25 protein-coding genes are annotated in these 23,011 nt (G+C 32.5%); 9 read left to right on the top strand and 16 right to left on the bottom strand.

From position 1 onward, the window contains the following. The first annotated feature begins 90 nt into the window (after window positions 1–90). The 8 genes from OD917_RS02095 (at window position 91) to OD917_RS02060 (ending at window position 6,802) form a co-directional block, all read left to right on the top strand. A complete protein-coding gene (locus OD917_RS02095) occupies window positions 91–2,256 on the top strand; it encodes a TonB-dependent receptor (RefSeq protein WP_263521889.1) in 2,166 nt (721 codons plus the stop codon). Window positions 2,257–2,676: 420 nt separating this feature from the next. Next, window positions 2,677–3,297 carry a hypothetical protein gene (locus tag OD917_RS02090; RefSeq protein WP_263521888.1) on the top strand — a complete coding sequence of 207 codons (621 nt, stop codon included), beginning with the start codon at window positions 2,677–2,679 and terminating at the stop codon, window positions 3,295–3,297. Between the two features lie 18 nt (window positions 3,298–3,315). After that, complete coding sequence (locus OD917_RS02085) at window positions 3,316–4,653, top strand: 2TM domain-containing protein (RefSeq protein ID WP_263521887.1); 1,338 nt, start codon at window positions 3,316–3,318, stop codon at window positions 4,651–4,653. Beyond that, entirely contained in the window at window positions 4,653–4,976 is a 324-nt protein-coding gene (locus OD917_RS02080) for a 2TM domain-containing protein (protein ID WP_263521886.1), read from the top strand. The genes OD917_RS02085 and OD917_RS02080 overlap by 1 nt, the downstream gene beginning before the upstream one ends. Next, window positions 4,957–5,286: a 2TM domain-containing protein gene (locus tag OD917_RS02075; protein WP_263521885.1), complete on the top strand. Its 330-nt coding sequence runs from the start codon at window positions 4,957–4,959 to the stop codon at window positions 5,284–5,286. The genes OD917_RS02080 and OD917_RS02075 overlap by 20 nt, the downstream gene beginning before the upstream one ends. 2 nt (window positions 5,287–5,288) lie before the next feature. Further along, window positions 5,289–5,594 carry a 2TM domain-containing protein gene (locus tag OD917_RS02070; protein ID WP_263521884.1) on the top strand — a complete coding sequence of 102 codons (306 nt, stop codon included), beginning with the start codon at window positions 5,289–5,291 and terminating at the stop codon, window positions 5,592–5,594. A gap of 19 nt (window positions 5,595–5,613) precedes the next feature. Continuing rightward, a complete protein-coding gene (locus OD917_RS02065) occupies window positions 5,614–5,994 on the top strand; it encodes a 2TM domain-containing protein (protein ID WP_263521883.1) in 381 nt (126 codons plus the stop codon). Between the two features lie 40 nt (window positions 5,995–6,034). Further along, window positions 6,035–6,802 (top strand): LytR/AlgR family response regulator transcription factor, encoded by a 768-nt coding sequence (locus tag OD917_RS02060; RefSeq protein ID WP_263521882.1) that lies wholly within the window; start codon window positions 6,035–6,037, stop codon window positions 6,800–6,802. Window positions 6,803–7,101: 299 nt separating this feature from the next. Here OD917_RS02060 and OD917_RS02055 read toward each other — a convergent pair whose 3' ends face one another. Genes OD917_RS02055 through OD917_RS02045 form a run of 3 tightly spaced genes read right to left on the bottom strand, consistent with a single transcriptional unit; the run spans window position 7,102 to window position 9,949 of the window. Beyond that, window positions 7,102–8,127, bottom strand: coding sequence for a COX15/CtaA family protein (locus OD917_RS02055; protein WP_263521881.1), 1,026 nt, complete (start codon window positions 8,125–8,127; stop codon window positions 7,102–7,104). Next, window positions 8,124–8,492, bottom strand: a complete 369-nt coding sequence (locus OD917_RS02050) for a hypothetical protein (RefSeq protein WP_263521880.1) — start codon at window positions 8,490–8,492, stop codon at window positions 8,124–8,126. The genes OD917_RS02055 and OD917_RS02050 overlap by 4 nt, the downstream gene beginning before the upstream one ends. Then, complete coding sequence (locus OD917_RS02045) at window positions 8,492–9,949, bottom strand: CCA tRNA nucleotidyltransferase (protein WP_263521879.1); 1,458 nt, start codon at window positions 9,947–9,949, stop codon at window positions 8,492–8,494. The genes OD917_RS02050 and OD917_RS02045 overlap by 1 nt, the downstream gene beginning before the upstream one ends. 221 nt (window positions 9,950–10,170) lie before the next feature. On the opposite strand from OD917_RS02045, the gene yaaA reads away from it, so the two are divergent. Beyond that, window positions 10,171–10,929 carry a peroxide stress protein YaaA gene (gene yaaA / locus OD917_RS02040; protein ID WP_263521878.1) on the top strand — a complete coding sequence of 253 codons (759 nt, stop codon included), beginning with the start codon at window positions 10,171–10,173 and terminating at the stop codon, window positions 10,927–10,929. Between the two features lie 213 nt (window positions 10,930–11,142). Here yaaA and OD917_RS02035 read toward each other — a convergent pair whose 3' ends face one another. The 13 genes from OD917_RS02035 to OD917_RS01975 form a co-directional block, all read right to left on the bottom strand. Further along, window positions 11,143–12,732 carry an MDR family MFS transporter gene (locus OD917_RS02035; RefSeq protein ID WP_263521877.1) on the bottom strand — a complete coding sequence of 530 codons (1,590 nt, stop codon included), beginning with the start codon at window positions 12,730–12,732 and terminating at the stop codon, window positions 11,143–11,145. 4 nt (window positions 12,733–12,736) lie between these two features. Next, complete coding sequence (locus OD917_RS02030; protein ID WP_263521876.1) at window positions 12,737–13,816, bottom strand: HlyD family secretion protein; 1,080 nt, start codon at window positions 13,814–13,816, stop codon at window positions 12,737–12,739. A gap of 12 nt (window positions 13,817–13,828) precedes the next feature. Next, window positions 13,829–15,148, bottom strand: a complete 1,320-nt coding sequence (locus tag OD917_RS02025; protein ID WP_263521875.1) for a TolC family protein — start codon at window positions 15,146–15,148, stop codon at window positions 13,829–13,831. Further along, entirely contained in the window at window positions 15,138–15,767 is a 630-nt protein-coding gene (locus OD917_RS02020) for a TetR/AcrR family transcriptional regulator (protein ID WP_263521874.1), read from the bottom strand. The genes OD917_RS02025 and OD917_RS02020 overlap by 11 nt, the downstream gene beginning before the upstream one ends. Before the next feature lie 261 nt (window positions 15,768–16,028). After that, window positions 16,029–16,577: a hypothetical protein gene (locus tag OD917_RS02015; RefSeq protein ID WP_263521873.1), complete on the bottom strand. Its 549-nt coding sequence runs from the start codon at window positions 16,575–16,577 to the stop codon at window positions 16,029–16,031. A 111-nt stretch (window positions 16,578–16,688) separates the two neighbouring features. Next, window positions 16,689–17,450, bottom strand: a complete 762-nt coding sequence (gene trpA / locus OD917_RS02010; RefSeq protein WP_263521872.1) for a tryptophan synthase subunit alpha — start codon at window positions 17,448–17,450, stop codon at window positions 16,689–16,691. Window positions 17,451–17,590: 140 nt separating this feature from the next. Then, the gene (locus OD917_RS02005; protein ID WP_263521871.1) at window positions 17,591–18,241 is read right to left on the bottom strand and encodes a carbon-nitrogen hydrolase family protein; all 651 of its coding nucleotides are present in this window, start codon (window positions 18,239–18,241) and stop codon (window positions 17,591–17,593) included. Between the two features lie 10 nt (window positions 18,242–18,251). Then, window positions 18,252–18,569, bottom strand: a complete 318-nt coding sequence (locus tag OD917_RS02000) for a gamma-glutamylcyclotransferase family protein (protein ID WP_263521870.1) — start codon at window positions 18,567–18,569, stop codon at window positions 18,252–18,254. Window positions 18,570–18,650: 81 nt separating this feature from the next. Further along, window positions 18,651–19,832, bottom strand: a complete 1,182-nt coding sequence (gene trpB, locus OD917_RS01995; RefSeq protein ID WP_263521869.1) for a tryptophan synthase subunit beta — start codon at window positions 19,830–19,832, stop codon at window positions 18,651–18,653. A 12-nt stretch (window positions 19,833–19,844) separates the two neighbouring features. Beyond that, entirely contained in the window at window positions 19,845–20,477 is a 633-nt protein-coding gene (locus OD917_RS01990) for a phosphoribosylanthranilate isomerase (protein WP_263521868.1), read from the bottom strand. A gap of 138 nt (window positions 20,478–20,615) precedes the next feature. Further along, window positions 20,616–21,401 (bottom strand): indole-3-glycerol phosphate synthase TrpC, encoded by a 786-nt coding sequence (gene trpC, locus OD917_RS01985; protein WP_263521867.1) that lies wholly within the window; start codon window positions 21,399–21,401, stop codon window positions 20,616–20,618. A gap of 85 nt (window positions 21,402–21,486) precedes the next feature. After that, window positions 21,487–22,479 (bottom strand): anthranilate phosphoribosyltransferase, encoded by a 993-nt coding sequence (gene trpD, locus OD917_RS01980; protein ID WP_263521866.1) that lies wholly within the window; start codon window positions 22,477–22,479, stop codon window positions 21,487–21,489. Between the two features lie 79 nt (window positions 22,480–22,558). Further along, on the bottom strand, window positions 22,559–22,963 hold the full coding sequence (locus OD917_RS01975; protein ID WP_263521865.1) for a GNAT family N-acetyltransferase: 405 nt from the start codon (window positions 22,961–22,963) through the stop codon (window positions 22,559–22,561). Between the last annotated feature and the right edge of the window lie 48 nt (window positions 22,964–23,011).

Below are 23,011 nucleotides of genomic sequence, written 5' to 3'. Positions count from 1 at the left end.
CTCATCCTCGAAATTCTACAATTGGGTTATTATATATTTTTTAACATGAATTGTTAAAATACATTTGCTTCATCAAAAACCAAAACGGATATGAAAACCAAATTATTTTTTACAGTTAGCTTTTTATTTTTTACAGCTTTAATTTTTGCTCAAAATACGATTTCAGGAAAAGTAGTTGACCAAAAAGGAAAACCAGTTGCAGGTGCAAATATTTATATAGATGGAACTTATGACGGAGCAACAAGCTCTGAAACAGGAGAGTTTTCTTTTGAAACTACTGAAACTGGAAATAAATTTTTAGTGATTAGTTTTTTGCTTTTTGAAACTTTCAAACAAGAAATTGATGTTACCAATTATAAAGACCAAACTGTAAAATTAAGAGAAAATGTTAATGCTTTAGATGCAGTTGTCATTACGGCGGGAACTTTAGAATCTGGAGAAAAAGCTAGAGTTTCTGTTTTAAAACCTTTAGATATTGTAACTACAGCAGGTTCTGCAGGAAATATTGTGGCAGCTTTGCAGACTTTGCCAGGAACGCAGACAGTAGGTGAAGACGGACGTTTGTTTGTGCGTGGAGGAGAAGCTAGCGAAACTCAAACTTTTGTTGACGGAATTCGTGTAGCACAACCATACGGTGCAACTACAAATAATTTACCAACTCGAAGCAGATTTTCGCCTTTCTTGTTTAGCGGAATTGCTTTTTCTACAGGGGGGTATTCTGCAGAATATGGTGAAGCTTTGTCAAGTGTTTTGCTTTTGAATACACAAGATGACGAAGATCATGAAAAAACAGATTTAGGTTTTATGACTGTGGGTTTGAGCGTAGGAAATACGCAAAAATTTAAAAAAAGTACTTTAAGCGTAAATATGATGTACGTGAATTTAGCACCATATCAAGCTGTGATTCCGCAAAATGTAGATTGGAATAATCCTTATCAATCGCTTGGAGGTGAAACGGTTTATAGATATAAATTCACAAACGGAGTTTTCAAATTGTATGCTTCATTCGATTCAGAAAGATTTGATTTAAATCAGAAGAATGTCAATTTCGAAAATCCTATTAGAACAGATATGAACAATAATAACTTCTATTTGAATTCCTCTTACAAAGGAAGTTTTGCATCAGGTTGGACGTTAACTTCTGGAGTTAGTTACGGTTACAGCAATAATAAGTTGAAATATGATATTACGGGAGTTAAAAGTGTAGAAAATGCGGCACAATTGAAATTAAAGTTAAGCAAGAAATTTTCAAACTATTTTAGATTGTCTTTCGGAACAGATTATTTCATTACAAAATACAATGAAGATATAGTTGACAATGTTTCTCTTGATATTGCAAACGGTTACGATTCTAACATTTTTGCAGCTTACACAGAAGGAGATATTTCATTTTCTAAAAACTTAGCTTTAAAAGTTGGTTTAAGATATTCTAATAATAGTTTATTAAACGAAAACAATATTGCACCAAGAGCTTCATTAGGATATAAACTTTCAAAAAGCAGCCAGTTTTCTTTTGCTTATGGAGATTTCTCTCAAACGCCTGTTGTAGATTATATCAAATATTCTAAATACCATCAGTTTGAAAGTGAAAAAGCGCAACATTATATTTTGAATTACACGTTTACAAAACCGGGACAATTGCTGAGAACAGAACTTTATTATAAAGATTATAGAAATTTAGTTCAGTACGATACCAGAGATATTCAGTACAATTCGGTTTTTAATAACAACGGATCAGGTTATGCAAAAGGTTTTGATTTGCTTTGGAGAGACAGCAATTTGTACAAAAACTTAGAATATTGGATTTCTTATTCTTACATCGATTCAGAAAGACAATATAAAAACTTTCCAAACATGGCAACTCCAAATTTTATTGCTAATCATAGTTTGTCTATTGTAACCAAATATTTTATTACAGACTGGAAATCACAAGTTGGTTTTACAAATAGTTTCAGCACAGGACGCCCGTACAACGATCCAAACCAAACGCAATTCATGAACGGAAAAACAAAATCATACAATAGTTTGAGTTTCAACTGGGCATATTTATTAACAACACAAAAAATCCTTTATTTCTCAGTTTCAAATCTTTTAGGAACTCAAAATATCTTCGGATATGATTACGCCAAAACACCAGACGCAAGCGGAGTGTATCAAAGACAAGCCGTAGTGCCAACAGCAGATAGATTCTTCTTCGTAGGTTTCTTCTGGACGATTAGTCAGAATAAAAATGAGAATCAATTAAAAAACTTGTAGTTTTTTAGGTGCAGAGGTTCAAAGGGACAGAGGTTCAGAGATTTTCGTTGAATGGAAAAAAAACAATATAAATAAACCGGCCTCTTTCAGCCTTTGTTTCTCTTAATCTCAAGAAAACCTTTGTCCCTTTGTAACTCTGAACCTTTGAACCTCAAGAAAAAAAACAATTCAGTAACCAAAATCAACAACTCAGTATCATTTAGTTTTAAAAGAATAAAAACCGACATACTTTTGAAGTATAAATAAAAGGAACAGAGAAGCAAAGAGATAAAGGTTCAAAGTTTTTTTAATTTTAATTATAAGAAAATCAAGCCTTTGTCCCTTTGCAACTCAGAACCTTTGAACCTAAAAAAGAGTTTTAATCATCAACAAAAAAACTCAGAATATCAAAACCTTAGTAACTTTAAAAACAAAGAAATCATGACCAAAATTATCACAGTTATTACGTTATTTATTTGCAGTTTATTATCTGCACAAACACAATTTGAACAAGGAATGAACAAAGCTTTTGGACTTTGGAAAGAAGGAAAAAATACTGAAGCTTCAGCTTTGTTTGAAAGAATCGCTGGCGCTGAAAAAAACAGTTATTTACCAAATTATTATGTAGCCTTAATTAATGCAACGGCTGTTTTTACAGAAAAAGACAAAACAAAAATTGATCTATTATTGACAAAAGCGCAAGATGCCTTAGATGTCGAATTAATAAAAGACCAAGCCAATTCAGAATTGTATGTAATGCAAGCTTTAATTTATACAGGATATGTTGTGGCTGATCCAATGACGAACGGAATGAAATATTCTGCTAAAGTGATGGAGGCTTACGCGAAAGCTAAAGCATTAGATCCAAATAATCCAAGAGCTGTTTTCGGTGAAGCAGATTACCAATTAGGAGGAGCAAAATGGACAGGAGTTGATACAAAACCTTTATGTGCACAAGTTGACAAATCAATCGAACTTTTTAATAATTTTAAACCAGCAACGCCATATTCTCCAAAATGGGGATTAGAAAGAGCGTTAGAAATTCAAAAAACTTGTAAATAATCTAATTTAAAAAAAAGAATGACTTTAAAACCAAATCTATTTAAGGCGTTTTTAATTGGTGGAATTATTTTTTTATTCTCCTTCTTGATTCGTTTTGCTTCAGTCGGAGTTGCAATTTTCAATAGAAATCTATACATGCTTTTTTTGTACACTATGCTGTACAGTGTAGTTTTGTATATTGTTAATGCCGCCATATTTACTTATTTAGATGGAGTTTTTAAAGAAAACAGATTTTCAAACAAGAGAATTTTTATCGGATTTATAAGTTCGTTTATAATTTCACTTTTTGTAGTCTTCATACTCAGAGTTTTTACCAATGTGGTTATCGAGAGACATTCTTTATTAAGTTTTATTGCCAACGAAGAAGTTTCTACCTATGTAGAAAACTCAATTATCACTTTTATAATTCTGCTTGCATTTCATGCATTGCATTTTTACAGATTATATCAGGAAAACAAAGTTATACAACAAAAAATTATTGCGGGAACGGCAAGTGCCAAATTCGAAAGTTTAAAAAACCAGATCGACCCGCATTTTCTTTTTAATAGTTTAAATGTTCTTAGTTCTTTAATAGAGGAAAATCCGGATAATGCGCAGCGTTTTACTACTTCATTATCTAAAATTTACAGATATGTTTTAGAACAGAAAGACAAAGAATTGGTTTCTGTTGAAGATGAATTGTCATTTGCAAAAACGTATATGAATTTGTTGAAAATGCGTTTCGAAAATAGTTTGTTTTACGAATTGCCAACAGAAAACATAAATCCAGAAGCCAAAGTGGTTCCGCTTTCTTTACAGCTTTTACTTGAAAATACAGTGAAGCACAATATAGTGAGCGAACAAAAACCACTTCATATTAGAATTTTTATTGATAAAGATTATTTGGCGATTCAAAATGATCTTCAGAAAAAAGAAGTCTTGCAGGACAGACAAGGTGTCGGGTTGCAAAACATTGTAAACAGATACGGAATTATTACGGATAGAAAAGTGAAGATTGAACAGGATGAAAAAAATTTCACCGTTAAGATTCCAATTTTAACTAAACAAATTACGGTTATGGAAATGAGTACAGAATATACCGATGAAGCAAAAGCTTATTATAGAGCCAAAAAAAGAGTAGAAGAACTAAAAGGTTTTTACGGAAATATAATTTCATACTGTTGTGTGATTCCGTTTTTGATTTTTATAAATCTAAAATTTTCACCAGGATTTCAATGGTTTTGGTTTTCTGCTTTAGGATGGGGATTTGGAGTTGCTATGCATGCTTTTAAAGTTTTTGGATATAGTTCTGATTGGGAAGAAAGAAAAATTCGAGAAATTTTAGAGAAAGATAACAAACAAAAAACGTGGAAATAATGGAAAAAGATTTCTTAGAAGCAGATCGCTATTATGATGCTCAAAAAAGAGTCAAAGAAATCAGAGGATTTTATGAGCATTTGACTGTGTACGTTTTATGTAATCCGATTGTAATTGTTGTAAATTATATGACTTCTCCAGAATACCTTTGGTGGATATGGTCTGTAATGGGTTGGGGTGTAGCAATTGTTTTGCACGGATTGAAGGTTTTTAGTTTTCCACCTTTTTTCAATAAAAAATGGGAACAAAAAAAGATTCAGGAAATTCTAGAAAAAGAAAACAAGCAACGATTAGAAAGTAATCATGGAAACAAATTTGAGTAACGATCAGGAACAAGTAATATTGCAAGAATTGGCCAGTAAAAAAGTGATTCAGCTAAAATCTTTTTACAAACATTTGTTCATTTATGCCATTGCACTGATTCTTTTTCTTTTAAAAGAATATACTAATCTGCCACTGCAATTTTTTCCAATAAAATATATCAATTGGGTAGTTGTAATTATTTGGTCGGCTGTAATTGTAGGTTCGGCAATCGATTTGTTTGCTTCTTATAAGATTTTTGGACAAGAATGGGAACAACGCAAATTAAAAAGCATTTTAGAAAAAAAATATAAAAAACAAAAATGGGAATAATCATGGAAAGGAATTTAAGCGAAGAAGAAAGATATATTCAGGCTAGAAAAAAAGTCGAAAATATTAAAGGATTTTATGGAAATCTAGTTGCTTTCATATTAGTAAATGCAATATTGATTTTTATAAATTTATATACATCGCCAAGCTATTTATGGTTCTTTTGGCCATTATTATGGTGGGGAGTTGGTGTAATTTTTCACGGATTAAAAGTCTTTGAAGTTTTTCCAGGAATGGGTAAAGAATGGGAAGAAAGAAAAATCAAAGAGTTTATGGAAAAGGAAAAACAGAATAAAAACAAGTGGCAATAATTATTTAAAAAATAAAAACATGGGACGTTTTAGAAGACATATGTACGAGGAATATGCAAAACAGCATTCTGGTGAATATACAGAAGATGAGAGTTACAATGCAGCATACAAAAAAGTAAAAAAGATAAAAGGATTTTATTCGCATTTGAAAGTTTATATCATTGTAAATGTGATTATTATTGTTTCTAGTTTAAGTAGAGATCATTTAACTGAAGGAATTGATTTCAGCGGGTTATCAGAATGGCATACCTATTCAACTGCTTTCTTTTGGGGAATTGGTTTGGTAGCTCACGGATTATCTGTTTTTGGTTCTACTTTGTTTTTTAGTGATGACTGGGAGCAAAAGAAAATTCAAAAATATATGGAGAAAGACGCCGCAAATAAAAATAAATGGGAGTAAATTTGAAATACTATTTTTTCTAAATTTTACAATAAAGTAAATGATCACATTAATTATAGAAGACGAAAAACCAGCTGCAAGATTGCTGCAAAGAAAACTTGAAAAGTTAGATGTAAAGGTAGAAACCATGCTTCATTCTGTCGAAGAAGCGGTTCAATGGTTTGAAAACAACTCGCATCCCGATTTAATTTTTCTGGATATTCAATTATCAGATGGTTTGTCGTTTGAAATTTTTGAAAAGATAGATATTAAAAGCGCGATCATTTTTACAACTGCTTATGACGAATATGCTTTAAAAGCATTTAAACTAAATAGTATCGATTATCTTTTAAAACCAATTGATGAAGATGATCTGGAAACAGCGGTATCAAAATTCAAATCTCGTCTGCCAAAAGCAGCTTCAGAATCTACGAATATGCAGTTAGATTTTGAGCAGATTCGCCAAATGCTGTCAAATCCTTTTGAAAAAACATATAAAAAGAGGTTTACAGTTAAAATTGGGCAACACTTAAAAGTAATTACAACAGAAGAAATCGAATGTTTCTTTAGTGAAAACAAAGGAACTTACATTCATACCTACGACAATCGTGATTATTTGATCGATTCGACTCTGGAAATTTTAGAACAAGAAATTGACAAAAAGGATTTTTTTCGCGTAAGCAGAAAATTTATTGTTCCGTTAAAAGCAATCAAAGAAATTCAGGTTTATACTAATTCTCGACTTAAAGTTATTCTTCCAACTTATAAAGAAGATGAGGTCATTGTAAGCCGAGAAAAAGTACAAGATTTTAAAGCTTGGTTGGGATAAAAATCCAAATAAAAATAGAAATTCAGCAGATTTTAATCTTTTGGATTAAAATCGATATCATAATAAGAAAGCTATCTCAAGAGGATAGCTTTTTTGTAAGCTTCAGAGAAGCGAAATATTTATAGCAAAATATAAATGTTTACAACATAAAGCTCCGGAGGAGCGACATATTTGTCTTATGTAATTCTATAAATATTTCACCCCGCTGGGGTTTTTACAGATAAAATAAATTTTATAAATATTCAATCCAATAAAAAAAGCTGTCCTTTTGAGACAGCCTCTTTTTATATATTTATATTTTATTTGCTTAGTCGGTGCAATGTAAACGTCATAGCGCTTAAAAGGAAAAACGCCATAATTTGGTGAATTAATCCTAAAGCCAAAGGAACGCTGTATAATAATGTGAATACTCCAAGCAAGAATTGAATAAAAACAAAAACAACCAAAGTATTGATTCCGTTTGCCTGTGTGCGTGTAAGTGAATATTTTTTGCTTTTGAAGAAAAGAAAAAGAATAATTACCACAACAACATAAGCAAAAGTTCTGTGTACAAACTGAACACCACTTTTTCCTTCAATTAAATTTTTGATCAAAGAAGATTGCTCAATAAAAACCGATTCGTGAATAAATTCTCCGTCGCTCATTAAAGGCCAGTGATTATGAATTAGTCCTGCATTTAAACCTGCTACAAATCCGCCATAAATAATTTGGATTAATAAAGCGACTAAAGCAAAACGCGCAATTTTGCGAAGAGGCAAAATTTTATTGATGTTTCTTTCTGGATAAATTAAATCTAATGCAACCCAAAGTGTATATGCAAAAGTAATGAAGGCAAAAGTTAAGTGTAAAGAAAGTCTGAAATGGCTCACATCTGGATTGTCAATTAATCCGCTTCTTACCATAAACCAACCTAAGAAACCTTGGAAAGCTCCCATTGCCAAAAGAACGACACATTTTTTGATTGTATCTGTATCTAATCGCTTTTTAGCTAAAAAGTAAACAAACGGAACAAAGAAAACTAAACCAATAATACGCCCGATAAAACGGTGAAACCATTCCCAGAAATAAATGAATTTATAATCAGCCAATTGAAAATCGTTGTGAATATTTATTTTTTGGTACTCTGGAAATTTCTTGTATTCATCAAAAGCGGCCTGCCATTTTGCTTCTGTTAAAGGCGGGAATGTGTCGGTTACCAAATGCCAGTCGGTCATTGATAAACCTGAATTGGTTAAACGCGTGATTCCGCCCACGACAACCATTAAAAATAATAAAACACAACCCGATAGTAACCAAATGATTACTGATTTATTCTCTTTTTTCATTCTTTTCCGATTAATTCGATTTCGTTTTCTTTTTTGGTATTTGAAATTCTTTTTAAATAGAATTTTGCTATATATAGATTTATTAAAATACTTGTTATTAATATTGAACTTCCAAAAATCAATCTATTGATGTTGTTACTAATGTTAATTTTTAAATCTGACATTTCAATTAAAGCAGGACTAGTTAGTATAGCTGCGATAATGAAAACTATAAAGCAAGGAGAAAAAATAGATATTAGTAAGTAGAATAATTTATGTTTAAAATGTTTTTTTTCGGCCTTTTTTAGCTCTTTAAAAAATATAAAATTTGAGTAAAAAATTATTAAAATAAATGTTACTAAAAAAAAGCCACCTAAAAAATCCATTACTTCTTAGGTGTTAGATTTAATTTCTTTGCTCTTTTAATCACAAAATCATAAGCAGCTTGATATTCATTTGGAATATCTCCTTCTAAAATAGCTTCTTTTACAGCTTCTTTCAAAATACCAATTTCACGAGAAGGCTTCAAATCGAACATTTCCATAATTTCTTCCCCAGAAATTGGCGGTTGGAAATTACGAACATGATCGCGCTCTTCAACTTCAACAATTTTCTTGCGAACGATCTCAAAGTTTTTATGATATTTCTTGAATTTTGATGGATTCTTGGTCGTAATATCCGCTTCACACAGAGTCATTAAACTTTCTACATCTTCGCCAGCGTCAAAAACCAAACGGCGAACGGCGCTGTCAGTCACAATATCCTGTGCCAAAACAATTGGACGAGAACTCATAATAACCATTTTCTGAACGAATTTCATTTTATGGTTTAAAGGCATATGCAAACGCTCGAAGATTTTCTTTGCCATTTTTCCACCCAAGAATTCATGTCCGTGAAAAGTCCAGCCTTGTTTTTTGGTGAAACGTTTTGTTGGCGCTTTTCCAATATCATGCAATAAAGCCGCCCAACGCAACCAAACATCATCTGTGTTTGGACAAATGTTATCGACAACTTCCAGCGTGTGATAAAAATTGTTTTTATGTGTATGACCTTCAATTTCTTCCACCTGATTTAAAGCTGTTAATTCTGGTAAGATTAAATCTAAAAGTCCAGTTTTGTATAAAAGCAAAAATCCAGTTGAAGGTTTATCTGTAGAAAGAATTTTGTTTAATTCATCAACGATTCTTTCGCCCGAAATAATTTTGATGCGATCTGCATTTTTTGTGATGGCATTCAATGAATTTTCTTCAATTTCGAAATTCAATTGAGTAGCAAAACGAATCGCGCGCAACATTCGCAAAGGATCATCAGAATAAGTAATATCTGGATCCAAAGGCGTTTTGATTGTTTTGTTTTCTAAATCGGTTAATCCGTTAAAAGGATCTAAAAGATCTCCAAAATTGTTTTCGTTTAAGGATAAAGCCAATGCATTGATTGTAAAATCCCGACGATTTTGATCGTCTTGCAAAGTTCCGTTTTCCACAATCGGATTTCGGCTATCACGATTATACGATTCTTTTCGTGCGCCAACAAATTCAATATCGGTGTCTTCAAAACGAAGCATGGCAGTTCCGTAAGTTTTAAAAACTTGAACTTTTGGTTTGTTCGGAAGTAAATCAGAAACTTTTAGGGCTAATTCGATGCCGCTTCCAACAGCAACTACATCAATATCTTTTTTTGAACCTCGGTTTAGAAGCAAGTCACGAACAAATCCGCCGATCACATAAGAGTCAACGTTTAATTCCTGAGAAGCTTTCGAAATAATATCGAAGATTTTGTTTTGTAAAGCAGATTTATAGTTTGTTTGTATAGCCACGAATTCAATTTTTGAATAAAAGTGCATTTTAAATTTAAGTAGAAATAAAATGCATGCAAATTTACAACATAGAAAATGCCTTTTATAATCTATGGCACACTTTTTTGAACAATTTCACATTTTGTTGCATTGATTTTTGTGTAATTCGTGGCTAGAAAAAACATTTATGACGTTATCAGACAAATCAATTGCAAACAATAATTTTTAGAATTTCAATTTGTATTTTTGAATCATAGAAAAATGCACACATGAAAATTGTTATATCTCCAGCGAAATCACTGAATTTCGAAAAAGAATTACCAACATCTCAATATACTGAGCCTTCATTCTTAAAAGAAGCAAGAGTGGTTCACAAAGTGGTTAAACAAAAAAAGCCTTCTGAATTATCAGAACTAATGTCTATCTCAGACAAACTAGCCGATTTAAATTGGAAACGTAATCAGGATTGGAAAACACCTTTTACGCCAGAAAATGCGCGTCCGGCAGTTTATACTTTTGATGGTGACGTTTATACAGGATTAGATGCTTATACAATTCCGTTAGAAAAATTGGATGTTCTGCAAGATAAATTAAGAATCTTATCTGGACTTTATGGACTTTTAAAACCATTAGATTTAATACAGGCGTACCGTTTAGAAATGGGAACTAAAATGCCAGTTGCCGAATCTAAAAATTTACATGAATTTTGGAAACCTACAGTTACTAAAGCTTTAAATAAAGAATTAAAAAAAGACGAATTATTCGTGAATTTGGCGAGTAACGAATATTTTTCTGCTGTTGATGTAAAAGCTTTGAAAGTTCCTGTAATCACTCCAGATTTTAAAGATTATAAAGACGGAAAATTAAAAATGATCAGTTTCTTTGCCAAAAAGGCTAGAGGTATGATGGTGCGTTATATTATTGATACTAATGCAGAAACTATTGACGATTTAAAAGGTTTTAATTACGAAGGATATCAGTTTGATGCGAATCTTTCAAAAGGAAATCACTTGGTTTTTACAAGGTAACTTTTTAAGATGCTAAGGTACTAAGTTTTTTAACCGCAAAGGGGCAAGGTTTACGCAAAGTTCGCAAAGGTTTTACACAAAGCTTTGCGAACTTTGCGTTTTTATCGACTCTTAGAAATAAAATCTTTGCGTCTTTGCGGTTAAACAGAAAAAATAAACGCCGAATTCTAAATGATGAATTCGGCGTTTCTGCGTATTATAAATCTATTATTATTAATGCATTGCGTCGGCTGCACTAATTTTGTTCTTCCCTTTTTTGATAAAGAGAATAATCGGTATGCAACATAAAAACATTATTCCTAAATAAAGGAAAATATCCATATAAGCCATTACAGTACTTTGTTTCATTACTGAATATTCTATGGCTTGATAAGCTTTTTTCAAAGCGACATCGGCACTATATCCTTTTGCCATAAAGGCGTGCTGCATTCCTGCAATTCGCTGCTGCACTTCAAATTTGGCAGGATCTAGATTATTAATCAAATCTACTCGGTGCGACTGGCTGAAACGTGTGATGAAAGTTGTAATGATCGCGATACCAAAAGATCCGCCTAACTGACGCATCATTCCTGTAAAAGCAGCTCCTTCACCAATTTGTTTTCCTTTCAAAGTAGAAAGAGAAAGCGTTGTAATAGGAACGAAAAGCAATCCTAAACCAATTCCTCTCAAAATTAAAGGCCAATACATATGTTCAACTCCAGTATCTGGTGTCATTCGGCTGTACATCATGAAGGTAAAGAAGAAGAAAATTAAAAATCCTACTCCAACCATATACCCTTGAGGCACACCTTTCTGAATCATATTACCAACAAATGGCATCATGATCGCCGTTGTAATAGATCCTGGAATCAATAATAAACCGGCATCTGTTGCTGTCCATCCTAAAATAGATTGCGTGTAAATTGGGATAATCAATGTTGAACCGTAGAGACCAAAACCAAGAATAAAACACATTATGGTTCCAATTCTTAAGTTTCCATCTTTTAAAACACTTAAGTTTACGATTGGGTATTTATAAGTAAGCTCTCTCCAGATAAATAAAACCAATCCTAAAACTGTTACGACACTTAAGGTTACGATTAAAGAATCGTTAAACCAGTCGTCTTGCTGTCCATGTTCTAGTACGAATTGTAAAGAACCAATAAAAGTGCTCAACAAGATAATTCCCCACCAGTCAACCTGATTTGCTTTCAATTTTTCTCCATATTTCGGACTTCTAACAAATGTTAAAGCCAAAATTGTAGCGATAATTCCCAACGGAATATTAATGTAGAAAATATACGGCCAAGAATAATTATCAACCAAATAACCTCCTAAAGGCGGTCCAAGAGTTGGTCCTACAATTACACCCATTCCGTAAATAGCCTGTGCCATTCCACGTTTTGCAACGGGGTAACTTTCTGTAATAATCGTTTGTGCTGTTACAAGTAACGCTCCACCACCCATACCTTGTACGAATCGGAACGCTACAAGTTCCCATATATTTGTGGCGTTACCACACAAAAAGGAGCAGACTGTAAAAATTATGATCGAAGCCACAAAGTAATTACGTCGTCCAAATTGCTGTGATAGCCAGCTCGTCATCGGAATTACAATAACATTCGCAATTGCATATGCTGTAATAACCCACGCCACATCGGTCAAGGTAGCACCAAGACTTCCGCGCATGTCTGTTAGAGCTACGTTTACAATCGTTGTATCAACAATTTCCAGTAATGCACAAAGTACAGCTGTAATTGTAATGATCACTCGTCGGTAACCGTATTCTACTAAATCGTCGTCTGCTTGTATTGCTGCTGCCATTTATTTATTTTAAATGTACGTCTACATCAACGTTCATACCTGGGCGTAATAATTTTACTTTTTCAGGATCGTTTGATTGATCGATACTAATTTTTACTGGTAATCTCTGAATTGTTTTTACGAAGTTTCCTGTTGCGTTATCAGGAGGTAACAATGAAAAACGAGATCCTGTTGCAGGAGAAAATGATGTTACAGTTCCTTTGAATTCGTAGTTTGGATATGCATCAACTTTTAAGCTTACTTTTTGTCCGATCACCATTTTATTCAATTGCGTTTCTTTAAAGTTAGCTACAACCCAAGCCTCACTGTTATTAATGATGTAGAATAAAGATTGTCCTGGCTGAACTAATTGTCCCGGTTGGATATCAACTTTAGAAACCTGACCATCAATTGCAGCAGTAACTACAGTATAAGAAAGATTTAAATGTGCAACATCTAGCATTGTTCTTGCTTTTTTGATATTTGCAGCAGCAACTTCTGTTTGTTTATCAGAAACTTTAGATTTTGACTGAATAACAGATTTTTGGTAAGAAGTAGCTTTTTGTTGTTGTTCTAAAACTCTTACTTGGTTTTCAGCTTCTTCTTTTGCTGATAAAGCTTGCTCATATTGTTGTTTCGTAATTGTATGAGTTTTGTACAAGTTATTGTAACGGTTATAATCGTTTGTAAGCTGTCTCAATCTAATTCTTGCACTTTCAATAGAACCGCTTGCAGATCTCATTTGAGCATCTGAAACAGAAATACTTGCATAAGCACTTCCAATATCAGCTTTTGCAGCTTCGTATTGACCTTCAGCTCCTAATAATGCAGCGTTTGCTTCATCGATTTTTAATTGATAATCTCTCTTGTCGATTGTAAACAAAGTATCTCCTTTTTTTACATAATCATTATCTTTCACATAAACTTTGCTGATATATCCTGAAACTCTAGGGATAATCGGATTCATTTTTTTCTCGATTTGAGCATCATCTGTTTCTTCGTGAGCTTGACCGTGTAAATATTTTGATATTCCGTAAGTTCCTCCCAATAAAACCATTACGGTTAATATGATGATGAATTTTTTATTTGTCTTTTTCTTTTCCATGAGAGCTATCGATTATATTTTAGAAAGATTGAATGATTGTGATAATTGTCCTGATACTGAAAGTAATTCGTAATATTTTTGAATAATTGTTGCTTTTGATAAAGCAGTTTGAATTTTGGCATTTAAATGTTCTACATCAGCTTCTACCAAATCATTAGTATCAGATAAACCATTGTCAAATTTATCTTTTACTAATCTATAATTTTCTGCTGCCTGTTGAAGCGCTTCGTCATAAACAACACTTTGATTGATTGCTAAGTCGTAGTCTTCAATAGATTTTTGAACTTCAACTTTAATTCGGTCAGTCATAATAGCTTCTGTATTTTTTACTTCTAAAGCTCTGCTTTCTGCCTCTTTAACATGCACATTGTTTTTTAGAATTCCTGACAAATCATAAGAAAGTCCGATTCCAAAATTCATAGCATATTTTACAGTTATGATATCTTTAAGATCCAACGCTGTATAACCACCAAGTAATGAGATTGCTGGATAATATCCTGCTTTTGCAATTTTTACATTAGCTTCAGAAGCTTTGCTTTGCAATCTTATTGCTTCTAAATCTTTTCTGCTCTCAAGTGCAACAGCATCAGATGTTATAGTATTGCTTGTTTTAAGATTAAAGAAATCCTCTTCATTTACCTCAATTTTTACATTAGGATCTAATTTAAGCAAAGTAGTTAGGTAGTAATTGATGTTATTAATATTATTATTAGCTTCATCGATAGATAATTGCGTTTTAGAAACTAATAATTGTGCTTTCAATAAATCATTTCTTGGGATAATTCCGTTTTTCTCTAATTCTGTAAAATCAGTAACACGTTGTTTAGCACTTTTTTGGTTTTCATTTAAAACATCTAATGTTTTTTGAGCTTTGTATAGTGCTGTATAATAAGTGATTGCTTTTAAAGCCACATCTTCTTTAGTTTTTGCAGCGTTAGCAGTTTCAGCCTCGTACATTCCTTCATACGCATCAATGCTACTTTGAATTTTAAATCCAGCAAAAATAGGAAGACTTAAATTTGCCATTCCAAGCATTGCTCTGTCCGGAGAAGCTAATGAAGCACTTTCACCTTGATTTGGCAAATCAATAGATGCTTTTGTAAGACGCTGATATTGGCCAGAAATTTTAAGATCTGGGTACTGATTGTTTTTTACGGTTTTTAATTCGTACATTTTTGTGTTTACCTTAGTATTGGCAAGCGTAACTTCGTTACTCTTTTCCCAAGCCATTTGTACGGCCTCGCCCAAGGTTAAACTTGTTTTTTCTTGTGCTTCCATTGAAGATATTCCGATAAAGAAAACTCCAAAGAGCATTAATTGACTAATTTTCATAAACAAGTAGCGCTTTTATAGTTTGTTGAATGTGCTTTGTAAGATCGTTTTTAATGTAATTGTTAAACATTTCCTCTGTTTTTAAATCCAGTAATTCTTCGAAGAAAGAGCGATTCATATGAAAGTGAAAAAAGGTTCCAATAATTGTTGGTGTAATCAGTTGAATATTAATATCTTTTCTGATAACTCCTTGATCTTGTCCTTGCTTTATAATACTTTCAACAGATTTTAAGTTTCCTTTTTTAAGTTCTGTAAAAGCATTTAAGCTTTTTTCTCTTTTTTTACTGTTAAGTTCAAAATGTAAAACCCTGTAAATCCCCTTGTTAAGGCAAATTCTACTAATGTAAATTTCGATTAATTTATTGACTTTTTCAAGTGGTTCAAGATTTTCCTGTAATAAATTTTCGAGTTGTAATTTTAAATCAACCGTTTTGTAGAGAATTAGAGCTTCCAAAAGCCTTTCTTTTGAACCAAAATAATACGAGACCATGGCAATATTAATTTTTGCCTCTTTGGAGATGTCCCGTATCGATGTACCCTCAAATCCTTTCTCAGAAAATAGCTTTTCAGCGACGTTAAGAATTTGAATTTTTTTATCGTTTAATTCGATGTTTGACATGATAGTGTTTCTAATCGGATGCAAAATTAAACAGTTGTTTAATTTAAACGCTTGTTTAATTTTATTTTAACACAATATTAACATAAAACGGTTTCGATAATTTATGTTAATTTGTTCTGGAATTAGTTAAAATAAAAAAGCTGAAATACCTAGTATTTCAGCTTTTGTTAATTTTTTTTGTTCTTCTAACGAATGAGGAATCTTCATTAATAACTCCACAATAAAAAGGTCTTAATCTTTGTCAATTTTTTAATATTGCTTTTAATTTTCATCAGAAACCCATTTTTCATTTCTGTAATTGTAAATTTTTAATGGACTTGAAAGACAGCTAAAAAAAGCAACCTTAGCATCTACTAATGCAATTCGACCTTCTTCATATATAATTGGCTTTGTAAAGCTTAAAACTCCATTAGGACATCTTTTTATTAGTTCACGACCATGATATTTAATTATATTTGAAATAGTTATAGAATCTCGCTTAATAATCGTTATGCTTTTACGTTTTAAATAAACAGTATCTAGAATAAAACTTTTAGAAATGTTTTCCAAACTATCCAATTGCTCCTTGCTCTTTAAGTGTAGTTTTTTTACTATTTCTTTCCTAATATCGAATCTAGGATTTTCTACCATGCTTGTTTTAACCATTGGCATATCTGATATTTCCATAACACAATTGCAAGAGTCATTTATAAGGACTTGCTGAATTAATTCGTTTGCCTTTTGATTATAAGTTAATTTCGAGTAGTCAGATTTTTTTTGACAACTTGAGATAATAAAAGATAAAGCTAAAATTAACTGAATTTTTTTCATGTGTTATTCTGAAATAATAGTTATCGTTTAAATATATGCATTAATATCATCGCATAAAAAAAACGACACTTAAAAAAATAAATGCCGTGTTGTATTTTGTAAATTTATAATCTATCGAATCTCTCCAACAAATTCCTCAATTTTCCCACTTCCGTTTTCGCTCAAATGTTTGATAAAAGCACTTCCAATAATAGCACCTTTTGCATATTTTGTTGCCTGATTGAAAGTCTCTTTATTCGAAATTCCGAAACCAACAATTTGAGGATTTTTCAAATTCATGTTGGCAATTCTTTCGAAATAAGTTTCCTGAGTATTTCCAAAACCAGCTTGAGATCCTGTAACACTTGCAGAACTTACCATATAAATAAATCCATTTGAAACGCTGTCAATAAAACGAATTCTTTCGTCTGAAGTTTGTGGCGTAATCAAAAACACATTAATTAAACCATATTTTTCGAAAATCGCTTTGTACTCATCTGCATAAACGTCAACTGGAAGATCTGGAATAATTAAACCGTCAATTCCAATTTCAGCACATTTTTTACAGAAAGCTTCAACGCCGTATTGTAACATCGGATTAAAATATCCCATAATAATCAACGGAATTTTTACGCTTTCGCGAATGTTCTTCAGCTGATCGAATAGAATTTGAGTCGTCATTCCGTTATGAAGCGCTTGTGTAGAACTCGCCTGAATTGTTGGGCCATCTGCTAAAGGATCGCTAAAAGGAAGTCCGATTTCGATTAAATCAACTCCATTTTTTTCTAAATCCTGAATCATCTGCACAGTATCATTTAAATTAGGATATCCAGCAGAAAAATAAATAGAAAGTATCTTTTTATCTTCTTGTAACTTTTGAGTTATTCTGTTCATTTTAATATTTTTTTATCCCAACAAGTTTTCAAAACTGTTAGGTGTTTTTTTACTTAAATTAATGATAATTTTACTCGTCCAATCATCACCTTGTTTTTCAACAAGCAATAATCCAGAATCTGAATCATTCATTTGGGCAACTAATTCTCCTTTGTTGTTCCAAAATGCGCTTTGACTGCTGACGGCGATCCCCAAGATTCTCCACTGAAATTCGACATCAAAACATTCATTTTATGTTTTGCAGCATAATTTTGTAAATCTCGGTACGCATTCGGAATTCCATTTGGAGAAAAGAAAATACTGGCAATATAAATATCAGTGTTTCTTTTCTTCGCATTTTCAGGATGCAGCGGATTATCAATATCGGCACAAATTGCAAATGAAATATTTTGGTCCTCGATTGTAATCATTGGATTATGATCCAACGAAGATTGAAAAAAATCATCTTCTCCTTCATGCAAAAACTGTTTCGTATAAATAGAAACCGAATCATCTGGAGTTATAATAAATTCGCCAATAAACATTTTCGAATCTATCAGAATTGGCGCTCCAGCAATAATGACCATATTATTTCTAACAGATAATTCTTTTAAATGATCGATTCGATAATCATCTTCTGTAAAAACTAATGCTTCTGCATTTTTTCTTTCATATCCAGTAATCGATAGTTCAGGAAAAGCAATCAAATTGGCGCCGTTTTGAGCCGCTAATTCAATAAGATAATAATGATTCAGTAAATTAGCAGATATATCTCCGCGTTTTGGTTTTGTTTGCGCCGCAGCTAAAATCATTTTTTTAATGTTAATTTTCGATATAAATCCAAGCGGTTTCTCCCGACTGTAATGTTACCTGAACTCTTCTGTAAGCATTAGATTCAAACAGATCTACTTTTGCTAAATCTGCGTTAGAAATCGTGAAAATTACACCGTGTATAGTATCTGTTGGATTTTCGCTGGCTACTGCTACAACATAATCGGCCATTCCAAACTCTTCTTCAATTTTTAAACTTTTAAGTTTATAGCCTAATACTTGATCTGCAGTACCAGTTAATACTCTATTAAAAATTTGTCTTTGAATTTCTTTTGATCGTAATGTTCCGTATGAGAATAACTTTTCCATAATTACTATTTTCTCGTTATTTGGTTATTTTGAATAAAAACTTAATTCATTAAAGTAAATTATCCAAAAGTATAACTTTTATTACAATTTAAAATATTCAATATAATTATCTAAATCTTTATCTCCACGTCCAGAAAGACTGATTACTACAACATCTGTCGGTTTAAATTTTTTCTGATCTAAAACTGCAAAAGCGTGTGCACTTTCAATTGCTGGAATAATTCCTTCTAATTTTGTTAATTGAAGTCCAGCGTTCATAGCATCATCATCAGTTACAGAGAAAAATTCTCCACGTCCAGTTTGAGCTAAATGCGCATGTAAAGGTCCAACTCCAGGATAATCCAAACCTGCTGAAATAGAATAAGGTTCTGTAATTTGTCCGTCTTGTGTCTGCATTAAAAGTGTTTTACAGCCATGAATAACACCAACTTTTCCTAATTTACTAGTAGCGGCGCTGTGTCCACTGTCAACACCTTTTCCGGCAGCTTCAACAGCAATAATTCCAACTTCTGGTTCGTGTAAAAAATGATAATAAGTTCCAGCGGCATTACTTCCTCCACCTATACAAGCCACAACGTAATCAGGATTTTCACGACCTTCTTTTTCTTTTAACTGCCATTTGATTTCCTCAGAAATAATGCTTTGGAAGCGTGTCACCATATCTGGATAAGGATGTGGTCCAATTGCAGATCCAATGATATAATGTGTATCAACGGGGTTGTTGATCCAATCACGAATTGCTTCGTTTGTTGCATCTTTTAAAGTTCTTGAACCCGAAAGCGCTGGACGAACTTCTGCGCCTAACATTTTCATACGCGCTACGTTTGGTGCTTGACGCGCGATGTCGATTTCACCCATGTAAACGATGCATTCAATTCCCATTAAAGCGCAAACTGTTGCAGTTGCTACACCATGTTGTCCAGCTCCAGTTTCGGCAATAATTCTTTTTTTACCTAAACGTTTTGCTAATAAAATCTGACCAATCGTATTATTTACTTTGTGTGCTCCTGTATGGTTTAAGTCTTCTCTTTTTAGATAAACTTTGGTATTGTATTTTTCAGACAAGCGTTTTGCAAAATACAACGGACTTGGTCGTCCTACATAATCTTTTAGCAATTGGTTGAACTCTGCTTTAAAATCTGGTTCATCCATTATGCTTAAATACTTCTGACGTAGTTCTTCTACATTTGGATATAACATTTCTGGAATATAAGCACCGCCAAATTCTCCGTAATATCCTTTTTCGTTAACGTTAAAACTCATTTTATTTAAATTTTAAAAGTTGGCAACATCAAATTTTCGTTTGAAATTGCTTAATAGATTTTTATTTTTCAGCCCTGGTTCTGTTTCAAATTTACTATTTACATCGACAGCATAAATAGGTAATTTGGTTTTTGAAATTTCTTCAATGGCTTTTAATTCATTCATTCCGATGCCGCCACTTAAAAAGAAAGGCTTTTTCGAATTGTATTTTTTTAATATCGTCCAGTCGAAAGTTGTTCCATTCCCGCCTGGAAGTTTTCCTTTTGTGTCAAACAGAAAATAATCGCAGACATTTTCAAAAGGCTTTATAATCTCAAAATCAAAATTTTCATCGGCCGAAAAGACTTTGATAATTTCAATTTTCTTTGGAAGTTTTTCTTTTAACGCTGAACAAAATTCAGCTGATTCTTCTCCGTGTAATTGAACTGCTTGTAAATTGTATTTTTCTACTTTTTCCAGAATTTCTTCCTGACTTTGATTGACAAAAACACCCACTTTTTTGATTGTTTTTATCAACTCGGGAACATTCCCGTTGCAATATCTAGCGGACTTTTCCCAGAAAATAAATCCCATATAATCGGGTAGGAGTGCACCTACTTCGAGGATATTTTCTGGATGTTTCATGCCGCATATTTTGAGTTTCATTTTTTTTTATTTTTTTGCCACGAAGGCGCTAAGACACTAATTTTATTTGTTTTTTTACCACTAAGACGCCAAGACACTAAGTTTTTTTACAAACGAGTACAAGTTAAATTTGCGTCTTTGTGACTTTGTGGCAAACCTTTATAAATTTAGCTTGTTAATAAATTCCGTTGCGGCTTGTCCTGCGTTGTCAGTTTTCATGAAGTTTTCTCCAATAAGGAAACCTTTATAACCGTACGGTTTTAATTCTTGGATGGCTTCAATTGATGAAATTCCGCTTTCAGAAACTTTTACAAAATCGTTCGGGATTTGCGATGCTAATTCTTTACTGAAATCTAAACTTACTTCGAAAGTTTTTAGGTTTCTGTTATTTACGCCAATCATGTCTAAACTTGGCATAATCGATTTTTCTAATTCTTCTTGATTATGAACTTCCAAAAGAACTTCTAAACCTAAATTTTTAGCAAATTCAGATAAAGATTTAATTTCTTCGCGAGTTAAAACTGCTGCGATTAACAAAATTAAATCGGCTCCGTGAGCTTTTGCTTCTAAAATCTGGTATTCATCAACAATAAATTCTTTTCGCAAAAGCGGAATATTTACCGATGCTCTTGCTAAAAGTAAATCGTCAAGTGAACCACCGAAATATTTTCCGTCAGTTAAAACAGAAATTCCGCATGCGCCAGCATTTTCGTAACCTTTTACTACTTCTTCAACAGTAAAATTATTATTGATGATTGATTTTGAAGGAGAACGGCGTTTGTGTTCTGCAATAATTCCGGAATTACTTTCTTTTAATTTCTGACTAAGCGAAATTGTTTGTTTTCCAAAAAATACAGAAGCTTCCAACTGAGAAACCGGTACAATCGATTTCTTCAAAATCACTTCTCTTTTTTTATCTATTATTATTTTATCTAAAATGTTCATCGTATTTATTTGTTTCAAGTTTCAGGTTTCAAGTTTCACGTTCCAACAACTTGAAACTTGAAACCTGAAACTTGAAACTAAAAAATTATTTACTTAATTCTTGTAATTTTTGTAATGCTTTTAATCCCTTTCCAGATAGCAAGCTTTCTTTTGCTAATTCAAAACCTTCTATTGGAGAACATTTTGTAACAGTTGAAATTGCCATTGCAGCATTGGCACAAACCACATTGTTTTGAGCTTCGTTTCCTTTTCCAGAAATGATATTCGTGAAAATTTCTGCAGATTCTTCGATGGTTTTTCCACCTTCAATTTCCGTTTGAGATAAAAGACGAACGCCAAAATCTTCTGGATTCAGCATTCCTTCCATGTGGTTAGAAATCGTTTTGGTTGGTCCAGTTAACGAAATTTCATCATATCCGTCAAGCGAATGTAAGATCGTGAAATTGGTATCAGTATTTTGATATAAATACGCATACATTCTCGCCAATTCTAAGTTGAAAACTCCAACCAATTGATTTTGTGGAAAGGCTGGATTTACCATTGGTCCCAACATATTAAAGAAAGTTTTTACCGCCAATTCTTTTCTTATTGGCCCAACATTTTTCATTGCTGGGTGAAATAGGGGAGCATGCAAAACGCAGATTCCAGCTTGATCGATACATTTTTCTAAAAAGGAAGGATCGTTGCTAAATTTAATTCCCATTTTTTCCATTACGTTGCTTGATCCAGAAATAGATGAAACTCCGTAATTTCCATGTTTTGCTACTTTTATTCCTGCTCCTGCTGATACAAAAGAAGCTAAAGTTGAAATATTGAAAGTGTCTTTTCCGTCACCACCCGTTCCGCATAAATCGATTGTATTGTAAGCCGATAAATCAACGCGAATACATAATTCTAATAAAGCTTCGCGAAAGCCAGAAAGTTCATCAATTGTAATGCTTCGCATCATAAAAACAGTCAAAAAAGCCGAAATCTGACTTGGATTATATTGACCGCTTGAAATATTAATCAATACTTGTTTTGCCTCTTCTTTAGAAAGCACTTCGTGATTGATTAATTTGTTTAATATAGTTTTCATTTTTTTAAGATTCTAAGTTGCTAAGCTTCTGAGCTACTAAGTTTTTTACTGTTACTGAAATTGAATGCTGTTTTTGTTTTTAATGTTCGTTTCCTTGATAAATCCACATGGGTTCTGTTTTTCCTGCTCTTTCAAAACCATTTTTTTTATAAAAGTCAACTGATTTTCCATCTGCAGTTAGCATTTGCATATGAAAATGTTTGTATTTCTCCTGCATTCTATCCAAAATCAATTTTCCAATTCCTTTTCCCTGATATTCTGGAAGAACTAATAAGTGTGGATAATAAACAGTCAAGAATCCATCAGAAATTGCATTTCCTAGTCCAACCAACTTTTTTCCTTCCCAAGCAGTTACTAATGTTTCAGAATTTAATAATCCGTTATAAAGTTCATTTGGCTTGCTGGCAGAGCTCCATTCGTTTGCTTTATACAAAACTAAAATGTCGTCAATGCTGATTTCTCTGGTTTCTAAAATTGTTATCATTTTTTTAAAGTTGCTAAGGTTCTAAGATGCTGAGATTCTAGGTTTTTT

Origin of the sequence: Flavobacterium sp. SH_e, from assembly GCF_025717045.1 — a bacterium.
In the GTDB taxonomy this organism is placed as follows: Bacteria; Bacteroidota; Bacteroidia; order Flavobacteriales; family Flavobacteriaceae; genus Flavobacterium.
This window is presented reverse-complemented; position numbering and strand designations above follow the sequence as displayed.